Annotated in this window: 17 protein-coding genes; all 17 read right to left on the bottom strand. The window is 55.2% G+C overall.

Going from position 1 to position 15382, the window contains the following annotated elements:
* Positions 1 to 58 precede the first annotated feature (58 nt).
* Positions 59 to 961, bottom strand: coding sequence for a TadA family conjugal transfer-associated ATPase (locus AC6IY8_RS10710; protein WP_497774441.1), 903 nt, complete (start codon positions 959 to 961; stop codon positions 59 to 61).
* Positions 958 to 3009: a type IV secretory system conjugative DNA transfer family protein gene (locus AC6IY8_RS10705; protein WP_497774440.1), complete on the bottom strand. Its 2052-nt coding sequence runs from the start codon at positions 3007 to 3009 to the stop codon at positions 958 to 960. The genes AC6IY8_RS10710 and AC6IY8_RS10705 overlap by 4 nt, the downstream gene beginning before the upstream one ends.
* Before the next feature lie 23 nt (positions 3010 to 3032).
* Positions 3033 to 3311, bottom strand: coding sequence for a hypothetical protein (locus tag AC6IY8_RS10700; protein ID WP_497774439.1), 279 nt, complete (start codon positions 3309 to 3311; stop codon positions 3033 to 3035).
* 214 nt (positions 3312 to 3525) lie between these two features.
* The gene (locus AC6IY8_RS10695) at positions 3526 to 4575 is read right to left on the bottom strand and encodes a hypothetical protein (RefSeq protein ID WP_497774438.1); all 1050 of its coding nucleotides are present in this window, start codon (positions 4573 to 4575) and stop codon (positions 3526 to 3528) included.
* Entirely contained in the window at positions 4572 to 5609 is a 1038-nt protein-coding gene (locus tag AC6IY8_RS10690; protein ID WP_497774437.1) for a hypothetical protein, read from the bottom strand. Before AC6IY8_RS10690 ends, AC6IY8_RS10695 begins: the two co-directional genes overlap by 4 nt.
* A 3-nt stretch (positions 5610 to 5612) precedes the next feature.
* Positions 5613 to 5954, bottom strand: a complete 342-nt coding sequence (locus AC6IY8_RS10685; protein WP_497774436.1) for a hypothetical protein — start codon at positions 5952 to 5954, stop codon at positions 5613 to 5615.
* Position 5955: 1 nt separating this feature from the next.
* The gene (locus AC6IY8_RS10680) at positions 5956 to 6255 is read right to left on the bottom strand and encodes a hypothetical protein (protein WP_497774435.1); all 300 of its coding nucleotides are present in this window, start codon (positions 6253 to 6255) and stop codon (positions 5956 to 5958) included.
* A complete protein-coding gene (locus AC6IY8_RS10675) occupies positions 6252 to 6962 on the bottom strand; it encodes a VirB8/TrbF family protein (protein WP_497774434.1) in 711 nt (236 codons plus the stop codon). Before AC6IY8_RS10675 ends, AC6IY8_RS10680 begins: the two co-directional genes overlap by 4 nt.
* Positions 6963 to 6965: 3 nt before the next feature.
* Positions 6966 to 7787, bottom strand: coding sequence for a type IV secretion system protein (locus AC6IY8_RS10670; RefSeq protein ID WP_497774433.1), 822 nt, complete (start codon positions 7785 to 7787; stop codon positions 6966 to 6968).
* A 38-nt stretch (positions 7788 to 7825) separates the two neighbouring features.
* Entirely contained in the window at positions 7826 to 8644 is an 819-nt protein-coding gene (locus tag AC6IY8_RS10665) for a TrbJ/VirB5 family protein (RefSeq protein ID WP_497774432.1), read from the bottom strand.
* A 35-nt stretch (positions 8645 to 8679) separates the two neighbouring features.
* Positions 8680 to 8964, bottom strand: coding sequence for a hypothetical protein (locus AC6IY8_RS10660; RefSeq protein ID WP_497774431.1), 285 nt, complete (start codon positions 8962 to 8964; stop codon positions 8680 to 8682).
* 9 nt (positions 8965 to 8973) lie between these two features.
* The gene (locus tag AC6IY8_RS10655; protein ID WP_497774430.1) at positions 8974 to 10179 is read right to left on the bottom strand and encodes a TrbI/VirB10 family protein; all 1206 of its coding nucleotides are present in this window, start codon (positions 10177 to 10179) and stop codon (positions 8974 to 8976) included.
* Between the two features lie 19 nt (positions 10180 to 10198).
* Positions 10199 to 10942: a TrbG/VirB9 family P-type conjugative transfer protein gene (locus AC6IY8_RS10650; protein WP_497774429.1), complete on the bottom strand. Its 744-nt coding sequence runs from the start codon at positions 10940 to 10942 to the stop codon at positions 10199 to 10201.
* 60 nt (positions 10943 to 11002) lie between these two features.
* Positions 11003 to 13468: a VirB4 family type IV secretion system protein gene (locus tag AC6IY8_RS10645; protein WP_497774428.1), complete on the bottom strand. Its 2466-nt coding sequence runs from the start codon at positions 13466 to 13468 to the stop codon at positions 11003 to 11005.
* Entirely contained in the window at positions 13413 to 13787 is a 375-nt protein-coding gene (locus AC6IY8_RS10640; protein WP_497774427.1) for a VirB3 family type IV secretion system protein, read from the bottom strand. Before AC6IY8_RS10640 ends, AC6IY8_RS10645 begins: the two co-directional genes overlap by 56 nt.
* Positions 13772 to 14071 carry a TrbC/VirB2 family type IV secretion system protein gene (locus tag AC6IY8_RS10635; protein ID WP_497774426.1) on the bottom strand — a complete coding sequence of 100 codons (300 nt, stop codon included), beginning with the start codon at positions 14069 to 14071 and terminating at the stop codon, positions 13772 to 13774. Before AC6IY8_RS10635 ends, AC6IY8_RS10640 begins: the two co-directional genes overlap by 16 nt.
* Positions 14072 to 14283: 212 nt before the next feature.
* Positions 14284 to 14934, bottom strand: a complete 651-nt coding sequence (locus AC6IY8_RS10630) for a HEAT repeat domain-containing protein (RefSeq protein ID WP_497774424.1) — start codon at positions 14932 to 14934, stop codon at positions 14284 to 14286.
* Positions 14935 to 15382: the final 448 nt, after the last annotated feature.

Here is a 15382-nt window from a genome sequence, read left to right as displayed (position 1 = left end):
GGCAAGATATCCGATTTCAGCCTGTATGCCACAGTACTGCTCAGCTCCGTGCGCAGAACTAGATAGAGGATTGTAAGACTTGGGTAACGATGCGCCGTCCGTGCCTACGCTCGATTTGCACGGCGACATCGATACTGCGCCGTACCTCTTCCTGGGTATGCATAGCGCTGACTTGTCCGCTTGACCTCATCGCAAGCGCTGCAATTCTGTTCAGTGCGCCTTCCGGGCTGCTGGCATGAATCGTGGTCAGTGTACCGTCGTGGCCGGTGTTCATGGCATCAAGCAATGTCCTCGCCTCTGGTCCACGTATTTCGCCAAGGATGATGCGATCGGGGCGGTGGCGTAGTGCGGCTTTCAGCAGGGTGTCAAACGACACTTCTTGCTTGTGGGTATCGGATTGCGACTCCGACGAGATGACGTGCGGCTTGTTCAGTCGAATTTCCGCTGTGTCTTCGATCATGAAGATCCGTTCCTCGTCCGGTATTTCGTTGGCAATGGCGTTGAGCAGGGTGGTCTTGCCCGTTCCAGTTGCGCCCGAGATAAGGATGTTCTTGCGTGCAACGATGGACTTGCGGAGTGTATCGGCGATGTCCGAGGTTACGGTGCCACATCGTACCAAGTCATCTAATGAGAATTGGCGCTTCCCGAACTTGCGAATGTTCAACAACGGCTCCGGTCCAACTACCGGCGGAATGATTGCCGATAGTCGGCTCCCATCTGGCAACCGTACGTTCAGGATTGGGTGGCTCGCGTCCAACTGCTTGCCAAAGCGATTGGCGATCACCTCCAGCCCTGCGTGAAGTTCTCCAGTGGCGAATTTTCTGTCCTGCCATCGCGTTACGATGCCTTCGCGCTCGATCCAGCAAGTCGAATCCGGATTGCACATGATCTCGCTGATCTCATCATCTGCGAATAGCGACTCGATGGGACGAAGAAACGGAATGATCAGCTCGAAGCTCATGCTGCGACTCCAGACGCATGTTGCGGATCAAACCCGCTCTCGTTTTGCTCAAACCATGTCAGTTCAGTGGGCATGAAGTCAGGCTTGAGGAAGAGATAGGTCGGCGGCAGTGGATTGATGCCGTCATAGGCCACAGCCACGGCCTGTGCGTTCTTGAGCTGATAGAAAACCTTGTCGTCGAACAATGCTTCTTTCTGTCGCTGATAGCTTTTCGATGCTGAGACCGAGGCACGATTCGAGGATGCCTTTCCGCTGAGCAAACCCACGTGCGCATCACTGCTGCTCTCGGAGATGCTGTAATTAATCCGAGTCTTATCCACCTTGCCGCAAAGCTCCGAGGCGTAACGCGCTGTTTCAGGATCGGAGGTAGTGAGGAACACCTTCGTTCGGAATGCCTGGAGTAGCGTTTTGTATCCGCTTCCGGGCAGTGCTTCCTTTATGGAGTTCACGCTCTGCGTTGCAATGATCGGGATGCACTTCGGCTGGCGCGATAGGCTAAGGAAGCGCTCGTCTCCATTCGGATCGCTGGCGCCGACGGTCGCATAGGTTTGGTATTCGTCGCACATGAAGACGGTAGGACGGAAGTATTGTTCAGGATGCTCCTCCATCTTCGGGATGCGTAGCAGCACAGCACGCTGAAAGTCCTGCTTCATCATTGTTCCTACTGCTTTGGCAACACCGGGATTCAGCGCGACCGGGAAGTTCAAGCCGCATACCTTACCCTCTTCGATCAAATCGCTGAACGGCGGCATGACAACTCCATCCGGATCATCGGCACAGCGTTTGCCTTCGTAGAGTTCCTTGGGAGGACAGAAGATGCGCTTCACAATGGGGTCGGTATCGAATAACGAGAGGAAGACGGCGATGCCTTGGACAACCGAGGTCTTGATATCCGGGCGCAGGTGCTTCCAATGCTCCCAATACCAACGGTCAACGGCTTCGAACAGTTGACGCTTGATGCCGTCTATAGGAACTGGTTCATAGACCGTTGCTTCGATATCAGTTTCCGTGGCGATGGCCTGCTCCAATTCTCGCGTTAGCTTCGACATGAACACACCCAGCTCACGATCGAACTGGAATCCATAGCGGCTCAAGTGGGACTCGAAGCGTCGATAATCATCGCGCTGAATGGACACCCACGATGGCGACTTGAACTTGGCACCAGTTTCGATTAGCAACTCCTCAAACAGTGCGGGACTGATTGCGGTTGCATAGACATCGAACAGCGTCACGTAATCGTTCTTCACTTTGTGGAGAATGATGATGTACTTCACCAGGTCCGTGTAGGACTGCTGCCAAAATGGCTCTTTGCCCCGTCCCCAGATATTGGTGAGCAGCGATGCGATGTTGTACGCGAGAGCATACGCATCCAGATCATTGTGCAATGGGTTGTAACGCCAATTGGTGTTGAACCCGATCTCGACGTAATCATCTTCACGCCCACATTGGAGAAGTATTCCGCGCAGCCGCCTGCACAGGTCGCCCTTTACTTCCAGCACAAGACCGGACAGCTTTTCGGTATGGCTCGAAGCCTTGTAGCCAAATAGCTGCCGCATGAGCGGAAGTATGGCAGCTTGTGTTTTGCCGGAACCGATAGAGCCGAAGATCGCAATACCCGTATAAAGTCCCTGTTCAGGTACGGTCAGCCAAAGAGGATTGGTGGCAGGCTTGATGACGGTCTGGTGATGGACTTCGCCGAGTATGGCGGTGAGATGTTGTCGTTCTCTGATCGCCGGGTAGGGTGGAAGCTGTCCAGCATTCTCCAATGCTCGCGGCTGGAACCAATGCACGAAGAGAAACGATGCCAATGCCGAGAGCAGGACAAACGGTGTCGCGAAGGCGAGCACCTGGTAGCTCCAGAGCAAAAAGTTGTAGATTGCCGGCCGCATCGCCTGGATGTGGAGCAAGAACACGTTATCCGTTGGAAATGGCCATCCGATCAGCCATGCGGTTCCAATGGAGGCACTCAGCACGGCGCACGTGAACAAACGTTGCTCGACGAATACCGAGTGCAGTGTTCGCTGGAGGGACGAAGTTTCACGCTGCATCTGTGGCTCCCGTGCTTCCCCGACTACTTCGCCAAAGGCGTCGGTGTTGCGGCCGGCTTTTCCGTGCCCGCGTCCCTCTTAATAGCCGTCGTTCCGCTCGTTTGCAGAGACTGTTTGTATGCCTGAAAATCCGGCTCCATTGCCAAGGCATAGCGCAAGAGTTCACCAATCACATAGCTCTTTTCATTGCCTGACCATTTGCACATCAAATTGATGTCATCGATCAGCGATGTGCTGAGTTTGGCTTGCAGCAGCTGTCTGCGTTCATCTCGGTTATTACGTACAATTTTTAGTCTTGTCATTTCCATCTCCTTCTGACGTCCCATTGGTTCGGTATTGCAGTGCTCATTTCTCGACTACTTGCGAAACGGGCCGGAACGACCAGCACGAATCCTCGTGCGAGCGGTTGAGCCAAGCGAAATCGGGGTCGTTCCGGCCTGTTTCGCGTTTTCTGTGTGGCCATGTTGATCGGCATAACATCTTTGCTCTCCACCACATCCAATGCCTCAACCTGATTCACGCACTGAGCGGCATGCTGAGTTGTGAAACTCGTGCATTTCGTTTCTTTCTGTCGCGCTCCAATGTTCGAGGCAGTTGAACCACTTCCGGCACAAATGCAAAGCGAGACTTTGATGCAATGCCCACTTCCGCCAACCTCCGCAGCAAAATCTCAGTGCCTTTTGTATTCGCTGATCGGAGTTCGGAGTGCAACGGGGCGGTATACAGAGGCTCGCCCTCGTTCAGAAGTCGCACGTCCTCGGTTGAAAGATCAGAGGCGTTTTCCGTCCACCGCCGTTCAGCTTCGAGAAAGGAAATGAAGTGCTCGACGCCCAGCGCAAACAGTTCTCGTGAGTTTCCAGGGAGAGTAGTGCGGAGGGTTTTCTCGAAAACTGCTTCCGCTGTGCGAGCGCTCGATCCAGGCTCGCAGGCATATACAAGCTCAGCAGACTGAAGGGACATGAAGAGCGGCATAAGAGTATGGAGATAACGCTCGAACGGAGTTGTAGAGCCGAATCCAGGGTCGGCATAAATGAACGTGATCTTGGAAATCGAAGCCTTCTGCTGGGTGACTAGGACTGGTAGTCGCCGCGAAGCATTACTTGTTTCACGAGCAGCGCTCTTAGCAGAGTTCCATGGCCAAGGAATCTTCTCTCGGGGAATGTCGAGCTCGCAGAAGAAGCGAGCCCTTTCGTCTTCAGTGGCAAGAATCTTGGAGCCAGTTCGCCGAATGCAGGACTCAAGCACCAGCAGTCTCCGACGAATCTCTTCGTCGCCCTTGAGTCGTCGGCTGGTCGAATCAGAACCTTCAACGCAGAGATAAATGACCGGCGCCTTGACATGGTAGATATGCCAATTACGGCTGCACTCGATCACGCGGACGTGCTCTTTCTGGATTGCCCGGTCAATCAGCTGTTGCGCCAATCCGCCAGACTCTCTGCGTACGAAAGCATTGAATTGTGCGCGCGTGAAGTAGCCGGAGACCCGGCATACGAGCACGAGAAAAGCAGCTTCCCTAGCTGTGTATCCCATCCGGATCAGATCCTGAATCTTGTCGTCGTAAATCACAGGCTCAACACCTCGGACATGAGGTCGTGATCGTCGGCGACCGCTCCACCCAGTCGGCCTATGTCACCGTTCGACATGTAGAGCTTGAATCCAGCCTGAGCTTTGGTTGCAACGTGACCATGACGATAGGCAGCGGTCACGACTTCGATCTCAACACGGCCTGCCATGCCGTCCGCGCGGTCGTACTCGATGCGCGCATCGGGGACAACCACCCGGTCGTTGTGCATTGGGAGCTGCATTTCGGCGGCAACTTGATGCTTCAGCGTTGAGAGTTCAGCTTCGGGATCTTGCTTTCCCTGCTGATAAACACGGCGGTTGAATTCAGACTTCAATTCAAAATCCAGTCGGACCCGTACGTTCTTGCCGCCTTGTTCAACAATGGCAGGAAGCTCCTTCTGATACGCCCGGTAGATCTGGCTGTCGTGTTCAGCGTCGCGGTGCTTAACCATGCCGTGATAGAGCCGTTGGTCTGAGGGAAGTTCGCAGATCCGCTGTGTGAGGTCCCGCCCAGCCTTTGTGAGCACTACCGCCTGGAACTGCTCGATGCGGCTCGACTTTCCGTCGCGACGCATGTTGAGGGTGTGTGTCTCGATCAACCCCTGATTTCGAAGATAGGCTAGGTCGTTTTGGAGCTGTCGAGTTTGGCCGGGATACAAGGACCGTTCGAGATCGGCGACACTGACCACTCGAAAGCGGCCAACATCCGACAGAATCGATTGTTCCTGCGGTCGAAGATGCAAAGATGGAGCCTGCTCCGGTCCGCGCTCGCGACTTGGACGACGGGGGAGAGACTGACGTCCGGGGTCGCGAGGGATTCTCCTATTTGGCTCTTCAGGACTTTCTGCTGAGGATGTTCTCTTGATCTCCGTTCTGGGATTGAAGACCTCGCGGCGAGGCTGATTCCGAAGCTGCTCCATCTGCTGCTCCAGCGTCGGTGGAACCGGCGAAGCGGCGTTTCCATTTAGTGCCGCCTCTTCGGCTCCAATCTGTACCCGTCGAATGTCCGGCCGATTGATGTCTCTGCGATTGTCCATCCACTACTCCAGCGCCAACTTCTGCTGACGGTCAGTGTCGCGACGGCTTTCATCTTTGGGGGTACTGGAGCGCTCCGCACGGTATTGCTCGGTCTGCGACGCCCGGTTGTTCTTCTTCCGCTTGGGCTCTGGTGTAACCGGTTCACGCAAGGCGCTGCGCTGGCCGAAGATCTTTCGAACCTCGTACTCGGCGAGGCCACGGAAACGCTCCATCTCCCGGTGCGCTGCTTCGCGGGTGAGACCAAGCCGGTCCGTAATCTCGGCAGTTCGTTCGTGTGAAGTCCGTGTTTCCGGCTTCTCCCCTGGGTGTGGTGAATTCAATCCAAACTCATCGGTGCGCGACATCTCAATCCTCCTCGGGAGCAATCCCGCGAATCTCGTCAGACAATGCGTTCTGACCGGTGTGAATCTGTTTGTCGAAGTGGACAAGCTTTTGTCCAGAATCCTTCAGCAGGAACTTCCGTTGCAGCACGACGACCACGGCGGTGATGTTGACGAAGAGCATGGCGCAATACAGACTCATTGCCGGCCAATACTGGCGCACGATGTAGTCTCGCCACGGAATCAGGAAGCGCAGCTGTCCCATCACGAGGAACAGGAGAGCTAGCAGAATCGCCGTCGCGACCAGGAGGGCATTGGCGATCATTTGGCCTCCGCCTCGAACGCCTGATCCTGTCGGAAATAGGTGATAGTCAATCCCAGAGGATTGATGAGCAGCATGTCATTTGGCACCTGATCGCGAAAGGCGTACACGACGTTCGCGGTCCACCGCTCACGCTTCAGTTCGGCATGATCGACGGGGCTGGAATAGATCTTCAGGAACTCGATTCGAGCCCGGTAGGGCGCCTTGCGAAGGTCCTCGATAGCGACGTTCTTGATTTCCACGTCGATGTTTGGTGCGGATGGATCTGTCAGAAACGTCTCCATGGTCTTCGATTTCTTGCTCTGCTCGATGACCGCGCTCTGAATGTCGCCGTTGAGGAACTGCAACGACTTGGTGAAGTCTTTTTGGACAGTGAAACGGTTGCGCCCGTAGAAGAGCTGCGCCCACTGCGACAGGAAGTAGCGGTTGTCAGCTTCCTGCGGCTGATACGCGAACACTTCATAGTTGACCACCTCGGCCCTTCCGACGTCGTTGATGCGAACTACAAGCGGCTTCACCGCCCGCATCGACTGGTTGGTGCGGATCGCAACGTATGCCAAAGCAAGGACGGCGATCGCCAGAACCAAGACGGCAACCCTGAGATAGGAGTTGAGCACCACCGGCTCGGCGTACGCCTCTAGGAATTTCTCTCGGCCAATCGACTTCAAGGCGTCGGCACGACCGGATATCAAGACTTTCGATTCGCTCATGGATTACCCCAACGGAGACGCGGAGATCCCCACGCGTCCGCTGACAATTGCGCTTGTAAGTTCGGGAATCTTTACCAGCCCGTAGACGCACACAGCTAACGTCACTACGAGCGCGGGCATGAGAACGTAAGCGTTTGAGATCGTGACTGGCCCGATGACGGCGAGTAATCCGAGCAAGACTTTCGCGACTATGTATATGAAGGCATTTGCTACGACTTGGTAGAGGGCGAACCCCAGAAAAGCCCTGAACCATCCCCAGAAAAGCCAGTCGAGCTTTCCAACTATGAAGAACGGTATGAACAACGGACCCACCAGAACGCAAACTGCAGTCGCGATGAACCCATACGCAATTACGGCGATGGCAACACCCTCCGTGATTGCAAGAACCGTGTAGACAAAGAAGTATGTCAATTCCTCATGGAAGCTGAACACACCCGGAGGACTTCCAAGCTGTTCTTCGGCACTGGATATCGCCGTGCTGATGAGTTCGGCTTGGTTTCCACCAATTTGTGCTGAAACATAACTCGCTTCCCTCGTAACCAGTTCACTGAAGCTGTTATTCATGCCGGGGAGTGGCGCGGTGTAGTAGGTCATCATCGCAAAGCCAACGGCGATCAAAAGCAACAGATCTGCAAACTTTGCGAAATTGAATCCGCCGCCTCCTTGTGAACTCGAAAGGGCAGCTTTGATTCCGAACCAGGCGATCATGATGACCGCGAGGCTTCGGAAAAGATTCAACCCAGACGATTCAAGGAAGCCGAGTTTGTTGGTCAACAAATCAGATATTGAGTTGTTGATGAACTGAAATACGTTCGTTTGCTCCACTTGCGCAACCCTCCCTTGGCGTAGCTCACAACATCAGCTCAATGCGTGTCGAACGAAATGGACTCGATACTGCGGGTCATCCCTGAAGTGACTTTGCTGTTGGAATCCCGGAAGTTCTGTTGAAAATACAGCGCGGAATTGAGTGCCCGCTTCTGGCGGTCCGACAGTTCCTTGGCCGCAATCAGCTGTTGAAGCGCACTCGTTGCAAGGATCTGGTTAGTGTCTTGCTGTGAGCGCAGTTGCATGAGCGTTGCGGCGTTGATCTTGCCGAGCACTGCCATTTCTGACTGCTGCGAAGGGTCTGTGGAGTACGAATCTCTGGTGAGATTGTCGAGCTGCTGATTCAGGGCAACAGATCTTGCGCGAACTTCGCTAACGGTTGCAAGTTGATTAGTCGAAACGCCGTCGCCCAATTCCGCACTGGCGTATTGAGCCTTCACGAGCGATTGTGATCTGTCGTCGAGTCCTGACAGAGCGGACTGAGTAGGCGTCTGCAGAGTGATTCCAGCAGATTGATATCCGGCAGGCGAGGTGTTCCATTGTCCGTTCGCAGCCAATATCCATTGGTTCGTGTTTCCGAAACTGTTGTTGGAGGTCAGCGTTTTCCATGTCGAGAACTGCGCTGTATACCGTTGGGCAAGGTTCTGTGGCATTTGTGACATGTAACGTGCCAGGTTGTACGCCTGAATGATCTGATCTCGTGTCTGATTCGCGGTTGTGTAGAGCTGCTCTGCCTGATGCAGTTCTCGAACAGCGTTGGCGTAGTTCGTCGAATCGAACACCGCCCACTGCGCATGCGCGATGTTGGTGAGAAAGGTCAAAAAAGAGAAAACAAGGGCTACTGTTGTCCTCCGCATGGGAGCACCTCCGGTCAAATTAGACTTTTAAACGGTTATTGCTTCTGAGTTGTGTTCGCGACCTTCTTCACGGGCTGCTTCGGCTTGATATTGTCCAGCATTCCCCTTGTCGGATCGCACTTCCGTTTCTGTTCTTCAGTAGCGTTGACGAGATTCCGTTCCGAGCAGGGTTGCTGAGCTTCTGCATCGCGGACGATCTTCGCCGCTTCCTCAGGAGTCAATTTCTTGTATTCGCTGAGCGGTTTGGGCGCGGGTTTTGATGAACTGCAGCCTGCCATGAACATCAAGAGCCCCAAAATGAACGTCACCGTGATCCTCATGTCTGTCTCCTAGATGTTGGGTGGGACCGTGTGATTTTCGTAGGCGGGCAGCAGCAGGTCGTTGGTCAGGTAGACCTTGACCCGGTGTCCTTCACGAATTGTCAGAGTAGGATTGATGTTCAAGAATCGATCAAGGATTCTCGTCGAAGACTGGGAGACTCCGGCAGCGGCACCTTGCCGGTAGGCGTCCGTGCCACTGGCATAAATCCCGACGTTCGATGCTGAGCCCTCTGCCGCCCCGGCAATCACCCCCAAGGCAATCGAAACCCCGAAGATCTGGAGATAGTGGTTGTTAACCTTGTCCTTCAAGCCGGTCTCCCCAAGCTGGTTCAGCCCGCGGAACTGGTCGAGGTCCACGCTGTAGCCGTCCGGCATAATCATCCGGTGGAAGACGACGGCAAGTCTTCGCTGGCCGAGGCCCTGAACCGGCCGAACCTCCCCGAGGATGTTGGTCCCCTCCGGAATCACCACATGCTGGCGGTCGTGGGAGTAAACCGGATTGGTTACCATTACCTTCACTGGGCCGGAGAAATCACCGTCCAACCGGTTTACAAGAGCGGTCTCGACCGTCGTACCTTCGAACAGTACATAGGGCTGTCCGATTGCGCTGTTCACGTTGGCATTGACAGGCTTCTTCGCCTCCTCCTTCTCCGGTGCAATTGGGAATGGGGTACGCGGTTCGGCCAATGCTAGCCGTGACAGCTCCTCGGACTTGTTCAGTGATTGCGGAGCAGTGGAGAACGCGAGATTCGACGCGAAGCGTGAAGTATACGAGCGCTGGCGCTCGGCATCCGCAATAGGATCACGCTCCTGGGCCGTCGCGGATTGGTTCTCCGCTTGGCCGATCCCCGAGCGCGTGCCGTTCACCGTACCTCCGTTCTTCTCCGAGATAGGATTCGACGGAGGCGGCAGTTGCGGCAGTGCATGGGCCGAGTCGGCGGCTCGCTGCTGCGCTGCCAACTCTTCCCGATAGTCGGCGAGCTTGCGCTCGTTGCCCTCGCGGATCCGCGGTGTGGCGCTTGCCGGGGTAGCGGCTACCACTCTCGGCTGGCGGTTGCGTGAGAACAGCGCGACGAGGACGATCACGACCGCGATTCCGAGAACGAGATACTGTTGCGCGCGTCGCGAGATGACGCCCTCTGGCAGGCGCGTCTTATCTTGGACCTGGGCGACCGTTCCATCCCGTTCGGGCAAATTGGCTGCTGTGCTGGACATTGCCTTACTCCTTGCCTTCCTACTGCTTCCGCTCGAAGTTCATGTGCTTCTTGCCAATTTCGAGATAGCCCCGGTCCACGACTTTCGGCAGAACGTAGGTTCCGTCCCGCAGTTGGAATTCCACGAGGTTTGGCTTGTCATCCTTCACTTCGTAGATCGTGAACTTTTCGGCGGCATCGGACTTGATGTAGGTAAAGCGTTCGTCGTGATAGATCGCCGCAATCTCGAAGGGCTTGTCGTTCTTGTATTGGTAGTCGAACTTGACGTTCTTGGTCGGATACTCGGATTTGACCTGATCGATGGCTTCAACGGTACGCAGTTGGGCAAGTTGCAGCTGCGCCTTGTAGCCTTCGACCTCGGCAGCGGGCACCAGTTGCGGCATCCCTGTCGCAGCCGTCAGAACGGCACCGTCCGATGGCTCGATCACAATCTTCAGATCGGGATTGGAATCGGCTTCATCAAGCGTGAACGTGTAGACGTTCCCTTTGTCGGTGATCAGATTGAGGTTGCTGTGAATACCGCTCTTCGCCGGATGCAAGAAGCAGAAATTGTTCACGGCATCGATGATCCAGAAGTCCTTGTCGCCGGTAGCAACCTGGAGAATCTTCTCCGTGGGCGGAATCTGAATCATGGTCGTGTAACGCATCTTCGCCTTGATCGAGATGATGTCGTTGGCGTGGTACTTGACCACTCGCGCGGTGCTCTGGGCACTGGCGACAATTGTCACCGCCATGAACAGGATTGAGGTCAGAATCGTTTTCAAAGCGCAGTTCTCCTATCGGTCGTCTGGACTGTGTTGGTTCGCCAATCTCAGTGTGTTGGGTTAGCTCGCCCGCGTCTCCACCGGATGATCGCGAGCAAGCTGCAGCAGTCCTTCCTGAACGCCGTAGCGCCGGAAGTATTGTTGCCGTTGGATGTTGTCTCTGGGCGTGTTCGTCGCCATCCAGTAGGAGTACGAGTCCACGCTCAAATGCAGCTTCTTTGCTCCCTGCGGAGTCTTCACCAGCAGGTCGCGCTTCGGAACGAGCGACGCCAGAAGCTCCAGCTCCGTGTCGTTCAAATGGAATGCGTCGCGATAGAGCGGAACGTCAATATCGGGATTCGCAAGCAGGATCTTCGTCGGACAGCTTTCCGTAACGATTTCAAGCATTTCGGAGCGCGCCAACTCGTGAAGAGATTGCGTGGCCAAGATCATCGCGGCGTTCTTCTTGCGCCAGGTCTTCTGCGCTTTGGTCACATAGTCACGAATGGTCCGATTTCGAATGAACATCCAAGCCTCATCCAGCACGAACGTTTTGAACTGGCCAGCATTGTCCGGCGATTCGATCTGGCTGCTCGCCCGATGCAGGACGTAGAACAGCAACGGTTCGAGTACATCGGGATAGATCGAGGCGACTTCGAAATTGAACGTCTGAAACGGCTTGAGCGTAAGCGTGTCCTCGTGGTTGTCGAAGACATGACCGAACTGCCCAGCGCGTGTCCAGCGCAAAAGATGCTCGCCAAGTGGGCCGACCATGGCGGCGAAATTGGTGAGGACCCGTGTCTTCGGATCAAGCTTGTACATGCGCTCGATCGCGGTGTAGAGATTGCGCTCCTCCGTACCGCTCATCTCGTGGCGGCCACTGCCTTCGATCAGCACCTTCAAAAACGCATATAGGAAGTTGAGGTTCGTCTGATCCGGCGTCAGGCTGAACGGATTGATCGTGAAGTCCTGGTTCGACGATCCGACGTTCAGGTAAGATCCTCCAAACATCCCGGTCAGGTTCTCGAAGCTTCCGCCAAGGTCGAATATGTAGGTCTGTGGGCTGTACTTCTGCAGATTCTGGATTAGGAAGTTCAGCAGGAATGATTTGCCCGAACCGGTCGCGCCAAGAATCAACGTATGCGCGACATCCTGCTGATGGAGATTAAAGAAATAGGGCGTCGCCTGATCGGTTTCCAGCACGGCCAGATACTCTCGTCCAAGATGCCGGTTGCGTTGTTCTCCCGTATGAACCGTGAAAAGAAACGAGAGGTCGGCATAGTTGGTGTTGAGCAGATATAGCTTGCGAAGATTGAATGCCGAATTGCCGGGAACAGTGGCAAAGAAGGCGTTCAGCAGGTTGAAGCGTTCTTCCAACAAGGCTCCGTCGTACTTGGTGAAGGCCCGCACGAATTCCGGTGTGGCGCGGTCAATCTCACGCAAGCTGTCGCCGTAGAGAATGCACGAGAGCGAGAACTCGCCGAAGTACTTGCCATCGTGGGCGATCGCGGTGAGGCAATCACCAAGATCGGCCACCGCCGCCTCTTTCGAATCATCGACCAACTCATCGGCCGGGCCTTTATGTTCGGCAACGCTGAGGTTGCTCAAGAACGAGGTCTTTGAATTATGGAAGTGCCGCCTGCGGCTCTGGATGATCTTGCGTGCCTTGTTGTTGTCGATGGCCTTCCATTCGCTCACGACAGAGAACGTCGCACGAACTTCCAGAAGGTCGCGGAGAATGAGTGGCCACGTTTCACCCGGTGCTTCTTTGAGCGTAAGCACCTTTACGAACTGATCGCCGACTCGCAGATATCCGCGATGTCCTTCGACCTGGCTGTCGCACAACTGGAAATCCAGAGCATCGGAGCGGACAAGTTGGGCGGCATCGCGCTTCCAGCTGTCGAAATTGAGGCAGCGATGGAGGACGCGGAACGCCTCCGCTGCGCCGAGCTTCTCGATCTGCAGCAAGTCCTCAAGTTGCTTCATGAAGCTGGCTGCGCGATGCTGCAATTGCTGCACGCTCGCCTCAATCTGCTCACCGATGAGGATGCGGGTCTGTTCCGATACGAAGCTCTCGAAGAGGCGTCGCATTGTGCTGAACGGAGCCTTGGGAAGCTCCTGCAACACTGCGAACCTGCCGGATGCGCCCGATGACCTCTCGCGAATAAGCACGAAATATACGCTCAGCTTGTAGAGCTCTTTCGTGCGTTGTTCGAGATGCCGCGCGCGATGTTCCGCGGCGGCCTCGATCAGCGAGTTCGAAGCCACTTCTGCGGGAATTGGATCGGCGGGCTCCTTCTGGAGAATCTGATAGACGCGTGTCCGCTCGTCCAAAGTCCGGAATGCCGCTTCGAGACGCTTCACTGACGAATCGCGTGCCGCCGAATCAAGGCTCTCGTAATCGATGCCCTCGACCTTCAATACCAGGCCGGGACCGCCAGCCTTGGTGAGGAAGGTGTGCTCGTCCCAAAAGCCGAACAGGTTGATCTGCCTATGCAGAGCGCCAGCTTCCAGAAACGGCTTCCGAATTGGTTCCAAACGTAGCATCGTGAATCTCGATCTTCTCCGCCGAATACTTGCCCGGATCGTAGAGTGCGCGGAACTTCGAAGAGTTCAGCAGCACTCGCAGAATCTCGGTGTCATACCGCGTGGCCCATTGCGCTGCGACCAGACCGATGATGAACAGAACCAATGCTCCCAACAGACTGTGCAGAAGGTTGAATACTCCGGCTGCTGCGATCAGGGCGGTGAAGAACAAGCGCCGCTCCGCTCCCAGCAGCGTCAATGGCCGGTTCATCGACTTGTGAACCCGGTTCGTGCGCCGCACCAGCATGCGAATCCCCTCGCGGATTAGGGGAACATCCACGCCATGAAGTTAGCCGCGCCGATGGCCATGCCGACTCCGAAGACGATGCCCGCCAAGGCCCGTTTTGAATGGCCTTCGCCATAGGCGAACGTCAGACCGCCAATCACGATCGCCACGAGGCTCAAGCCTGTGGCGATCGGGCCGGTCATGGATTGCTTCAGGACATTGACCGCATTCTCCCAGGGAGAACCGCCCGCGCTCTGTGCGAATGCGGCGAGCGACGAGCCGAGCACGACCGCCGATGTTCGCGTGATATTGGAAAAGGAAACTCGCTTGATCTTCATCTGCCATCCTCGTGAACTGTTGCGAAGCTGCGTTGCAAGCGGCTTCGAGTAGCGAGAGAGTATGGCCGTTGCGAGTGGCTGTCTAATACTTCTTAGGCGCGGGTGTTATAGCCGTGGTCTATGAGGACGGAACTGGAGAAAACGATACGGCTGCCCACGGATTTCTAAGGCAGCGAAGGAACTGCTTGGAGCAGAATCGCAGCTCAAACTTTCTATTCGTTTAGCACGAACTGCAGTCGTTTACGAACGTTGTCATCACACGTTCTGAGCGCCGCTGTTACGCGTTCCTTCTGGGTTGTGGTCGCCGTGACAAACGTGAGGTTGAAGCGCGAAAGCCAACGCTCCAGATACTGATCGGCTTTCACCTTGGTCGTGCCGCTTGTCTCACTGATAGCTCTCAGAAGATAGCCAAGACTTTCCCATTTGCTCAGCCGAGCAAGGAGGAACAGAGAACGCCCGCGGACGTGATGATCGGTTGTCGTCGCAAAGACCTGCCAAAGCTGCTCGCCCCGAACCATCGGCAGTACCTTGAGGAGTCCTTTGACAGATTCCCGCGTCACACTTCCGGAATGATCTGCGAGCGACTTCAGGAGCAGGTCAATGTGGCGATCAGGATTTAGGCGGGCAATGGCACGAACTGTCGCACGGCGAACTGGGATGAGCTCCGATTCAGCAAAGGGGGCGAGGAGTTCAGCATCATCACTCTTTCCAACCTCGGCGAGTCCGGATATTGCAGGGGCCAAATCACCTTTTGCGTCCTGCACAATTCTTCGATACACAGCGGCTACGTCAACACTTAATTGCGCTAGATGAAACTGCGCAACTCCACGGACCGAGGGATGGGAATCCCAGAGAGCGTTCATGAGTCGCTCTTTTGGTGATTCACAGAGCTCGATTCCGATCTCTAGTGCAAGTTTGCGCACGGGAGCAAATCGATCCCGTGCTGCCGTGATCAAATACTCTTTCCGAGAATTCGAGTTCTGCAGAAAACGAACCTGAGCTACCGCAGTAAGTCGAACTGTTGGATCAATGTCTCCGATAGCTCGGGATAGTGTTGGAAGCTGTGCTGGACTGGGCGACGTCAACAGAAGTTTGAAACAGGTTCGTTTGGTTTGAGTATTCGGCGATGACAGCCCAGTTTGAAGAGCTTCAATTCCTGCCGCAAGCAAGAATTCCTCGACTTCACTTATCAGGGCCGTATGGTCACTGCGCCGCGCAGCCCTTAAGCGGTTGATCAAGGCAAGATACTGAACGAACGCCGACGCGTATTCCGGATTGAATCGTTGCCGTACAAACTGCCGGGCAACTTCT

This window comes from Koromonas soli (assembly GCF_059726265.1).
The sequence above is the reverse complement of the archived record's forward strand: the minus strand, read 5'-3'. Positions and strand labels throughout refer to the sequence as shown.

Bases quoted from the DNA above. Each gene is read 5' to 3' on its own strand.
- AC6IY8_RS10710 (WP_497774441.1), bottom strand. From the start codon at position 961: ATGAGCTTCGAGCTGATCATTCCGTTTCTTCGTCCCATCGAGTCGCTA.
- AC6IY8_RS10705 (WP_497774440.1), bottom strand. From the start codon at position 3,009: ATGCAGCGTGAAACTTCGTCCCTCCAGCGAACACTGCACTCGGTATTC.
- AC6IY8_RS10700 (WP_497774439.1), bottom strand. From the start codon at position 3,311: ATGACAAGACTAAAAATTGTACGTAATAACCGAGATGAACGCAGACAG.
- AC6IY8_RS10690 (WP_497774437.1), bottom strand. From the start codon at position 5,609: ATGGACAATCGCAGAGACATCAATCGGCCGGACATTCGACGGGTACAG.
- AC6IY8_RS10685 (WP_497774436.1), bottom strand. From the start codon at position 5,954: ATGTCGCGCACCGATGAGTTTGGATTGAATTCACCACACCCAGGGGAG.
- AC6IY8_RS10680 (WP_497774435.1), bottom strand. From the start codon at position 6,255: ATGATCGCCAATGCCCTCCTGGTCGCGACGGCGATTCTGCTAGCTCTC.
- AC6IY8_RS10675 (WP_497774434.1), bottom strand. From the start codon at position 6,962: ATGAGCGAATCGAAAGTCTTGATATCCGGTCGTGCCGACGCCTTGAAG.
- AC6IY8_RS10665 (WP_497774432.1), bottom strand. From the start codon at position 8,644: ATGCGGAGGACAACAGTAGCCCTTGTTTTCTCTTTTTTGACCTTTCTC.
- AC6IY8_RS10660 (WP_497774431.1), bottom strand. From the start codon at position 8,964: ATGAGGATCACGGTGACGTTCATTTTGGGGCTCTTGATGTTCATGGCA.
- AC6IY8_RS10655 (WP_497774430.1), bottom strand. From the start codon at position 10,179: ATGTCCAGCACAGCAGCCAATTTGCCCGAACGGGATGGAACGGTCGCC.
- AC6IY8_RS10645 (WP_497774428.1), bottom strand. From the start codon at position 13,468: ATGCTACGTTTGGAACCAATTCGGAAGCCGTTTCTGGAAGCTGGCGCT.
- AC6IY8_RS10635 (WP_497774426.1), bottom strand. From the start codon at position 14,071: ATGAAGATCAAGCGAGTTTCCTTTTCCAATATCACGCGAACATCGGCG.
- AC6IY8_RS10630 (WP_497774424.1), bottom strand. From the start codon at position 14,934: ATGAACGCTCTCTGGGATTCCCATCCCTCGGTCCGTGGAGTTGCGCAG.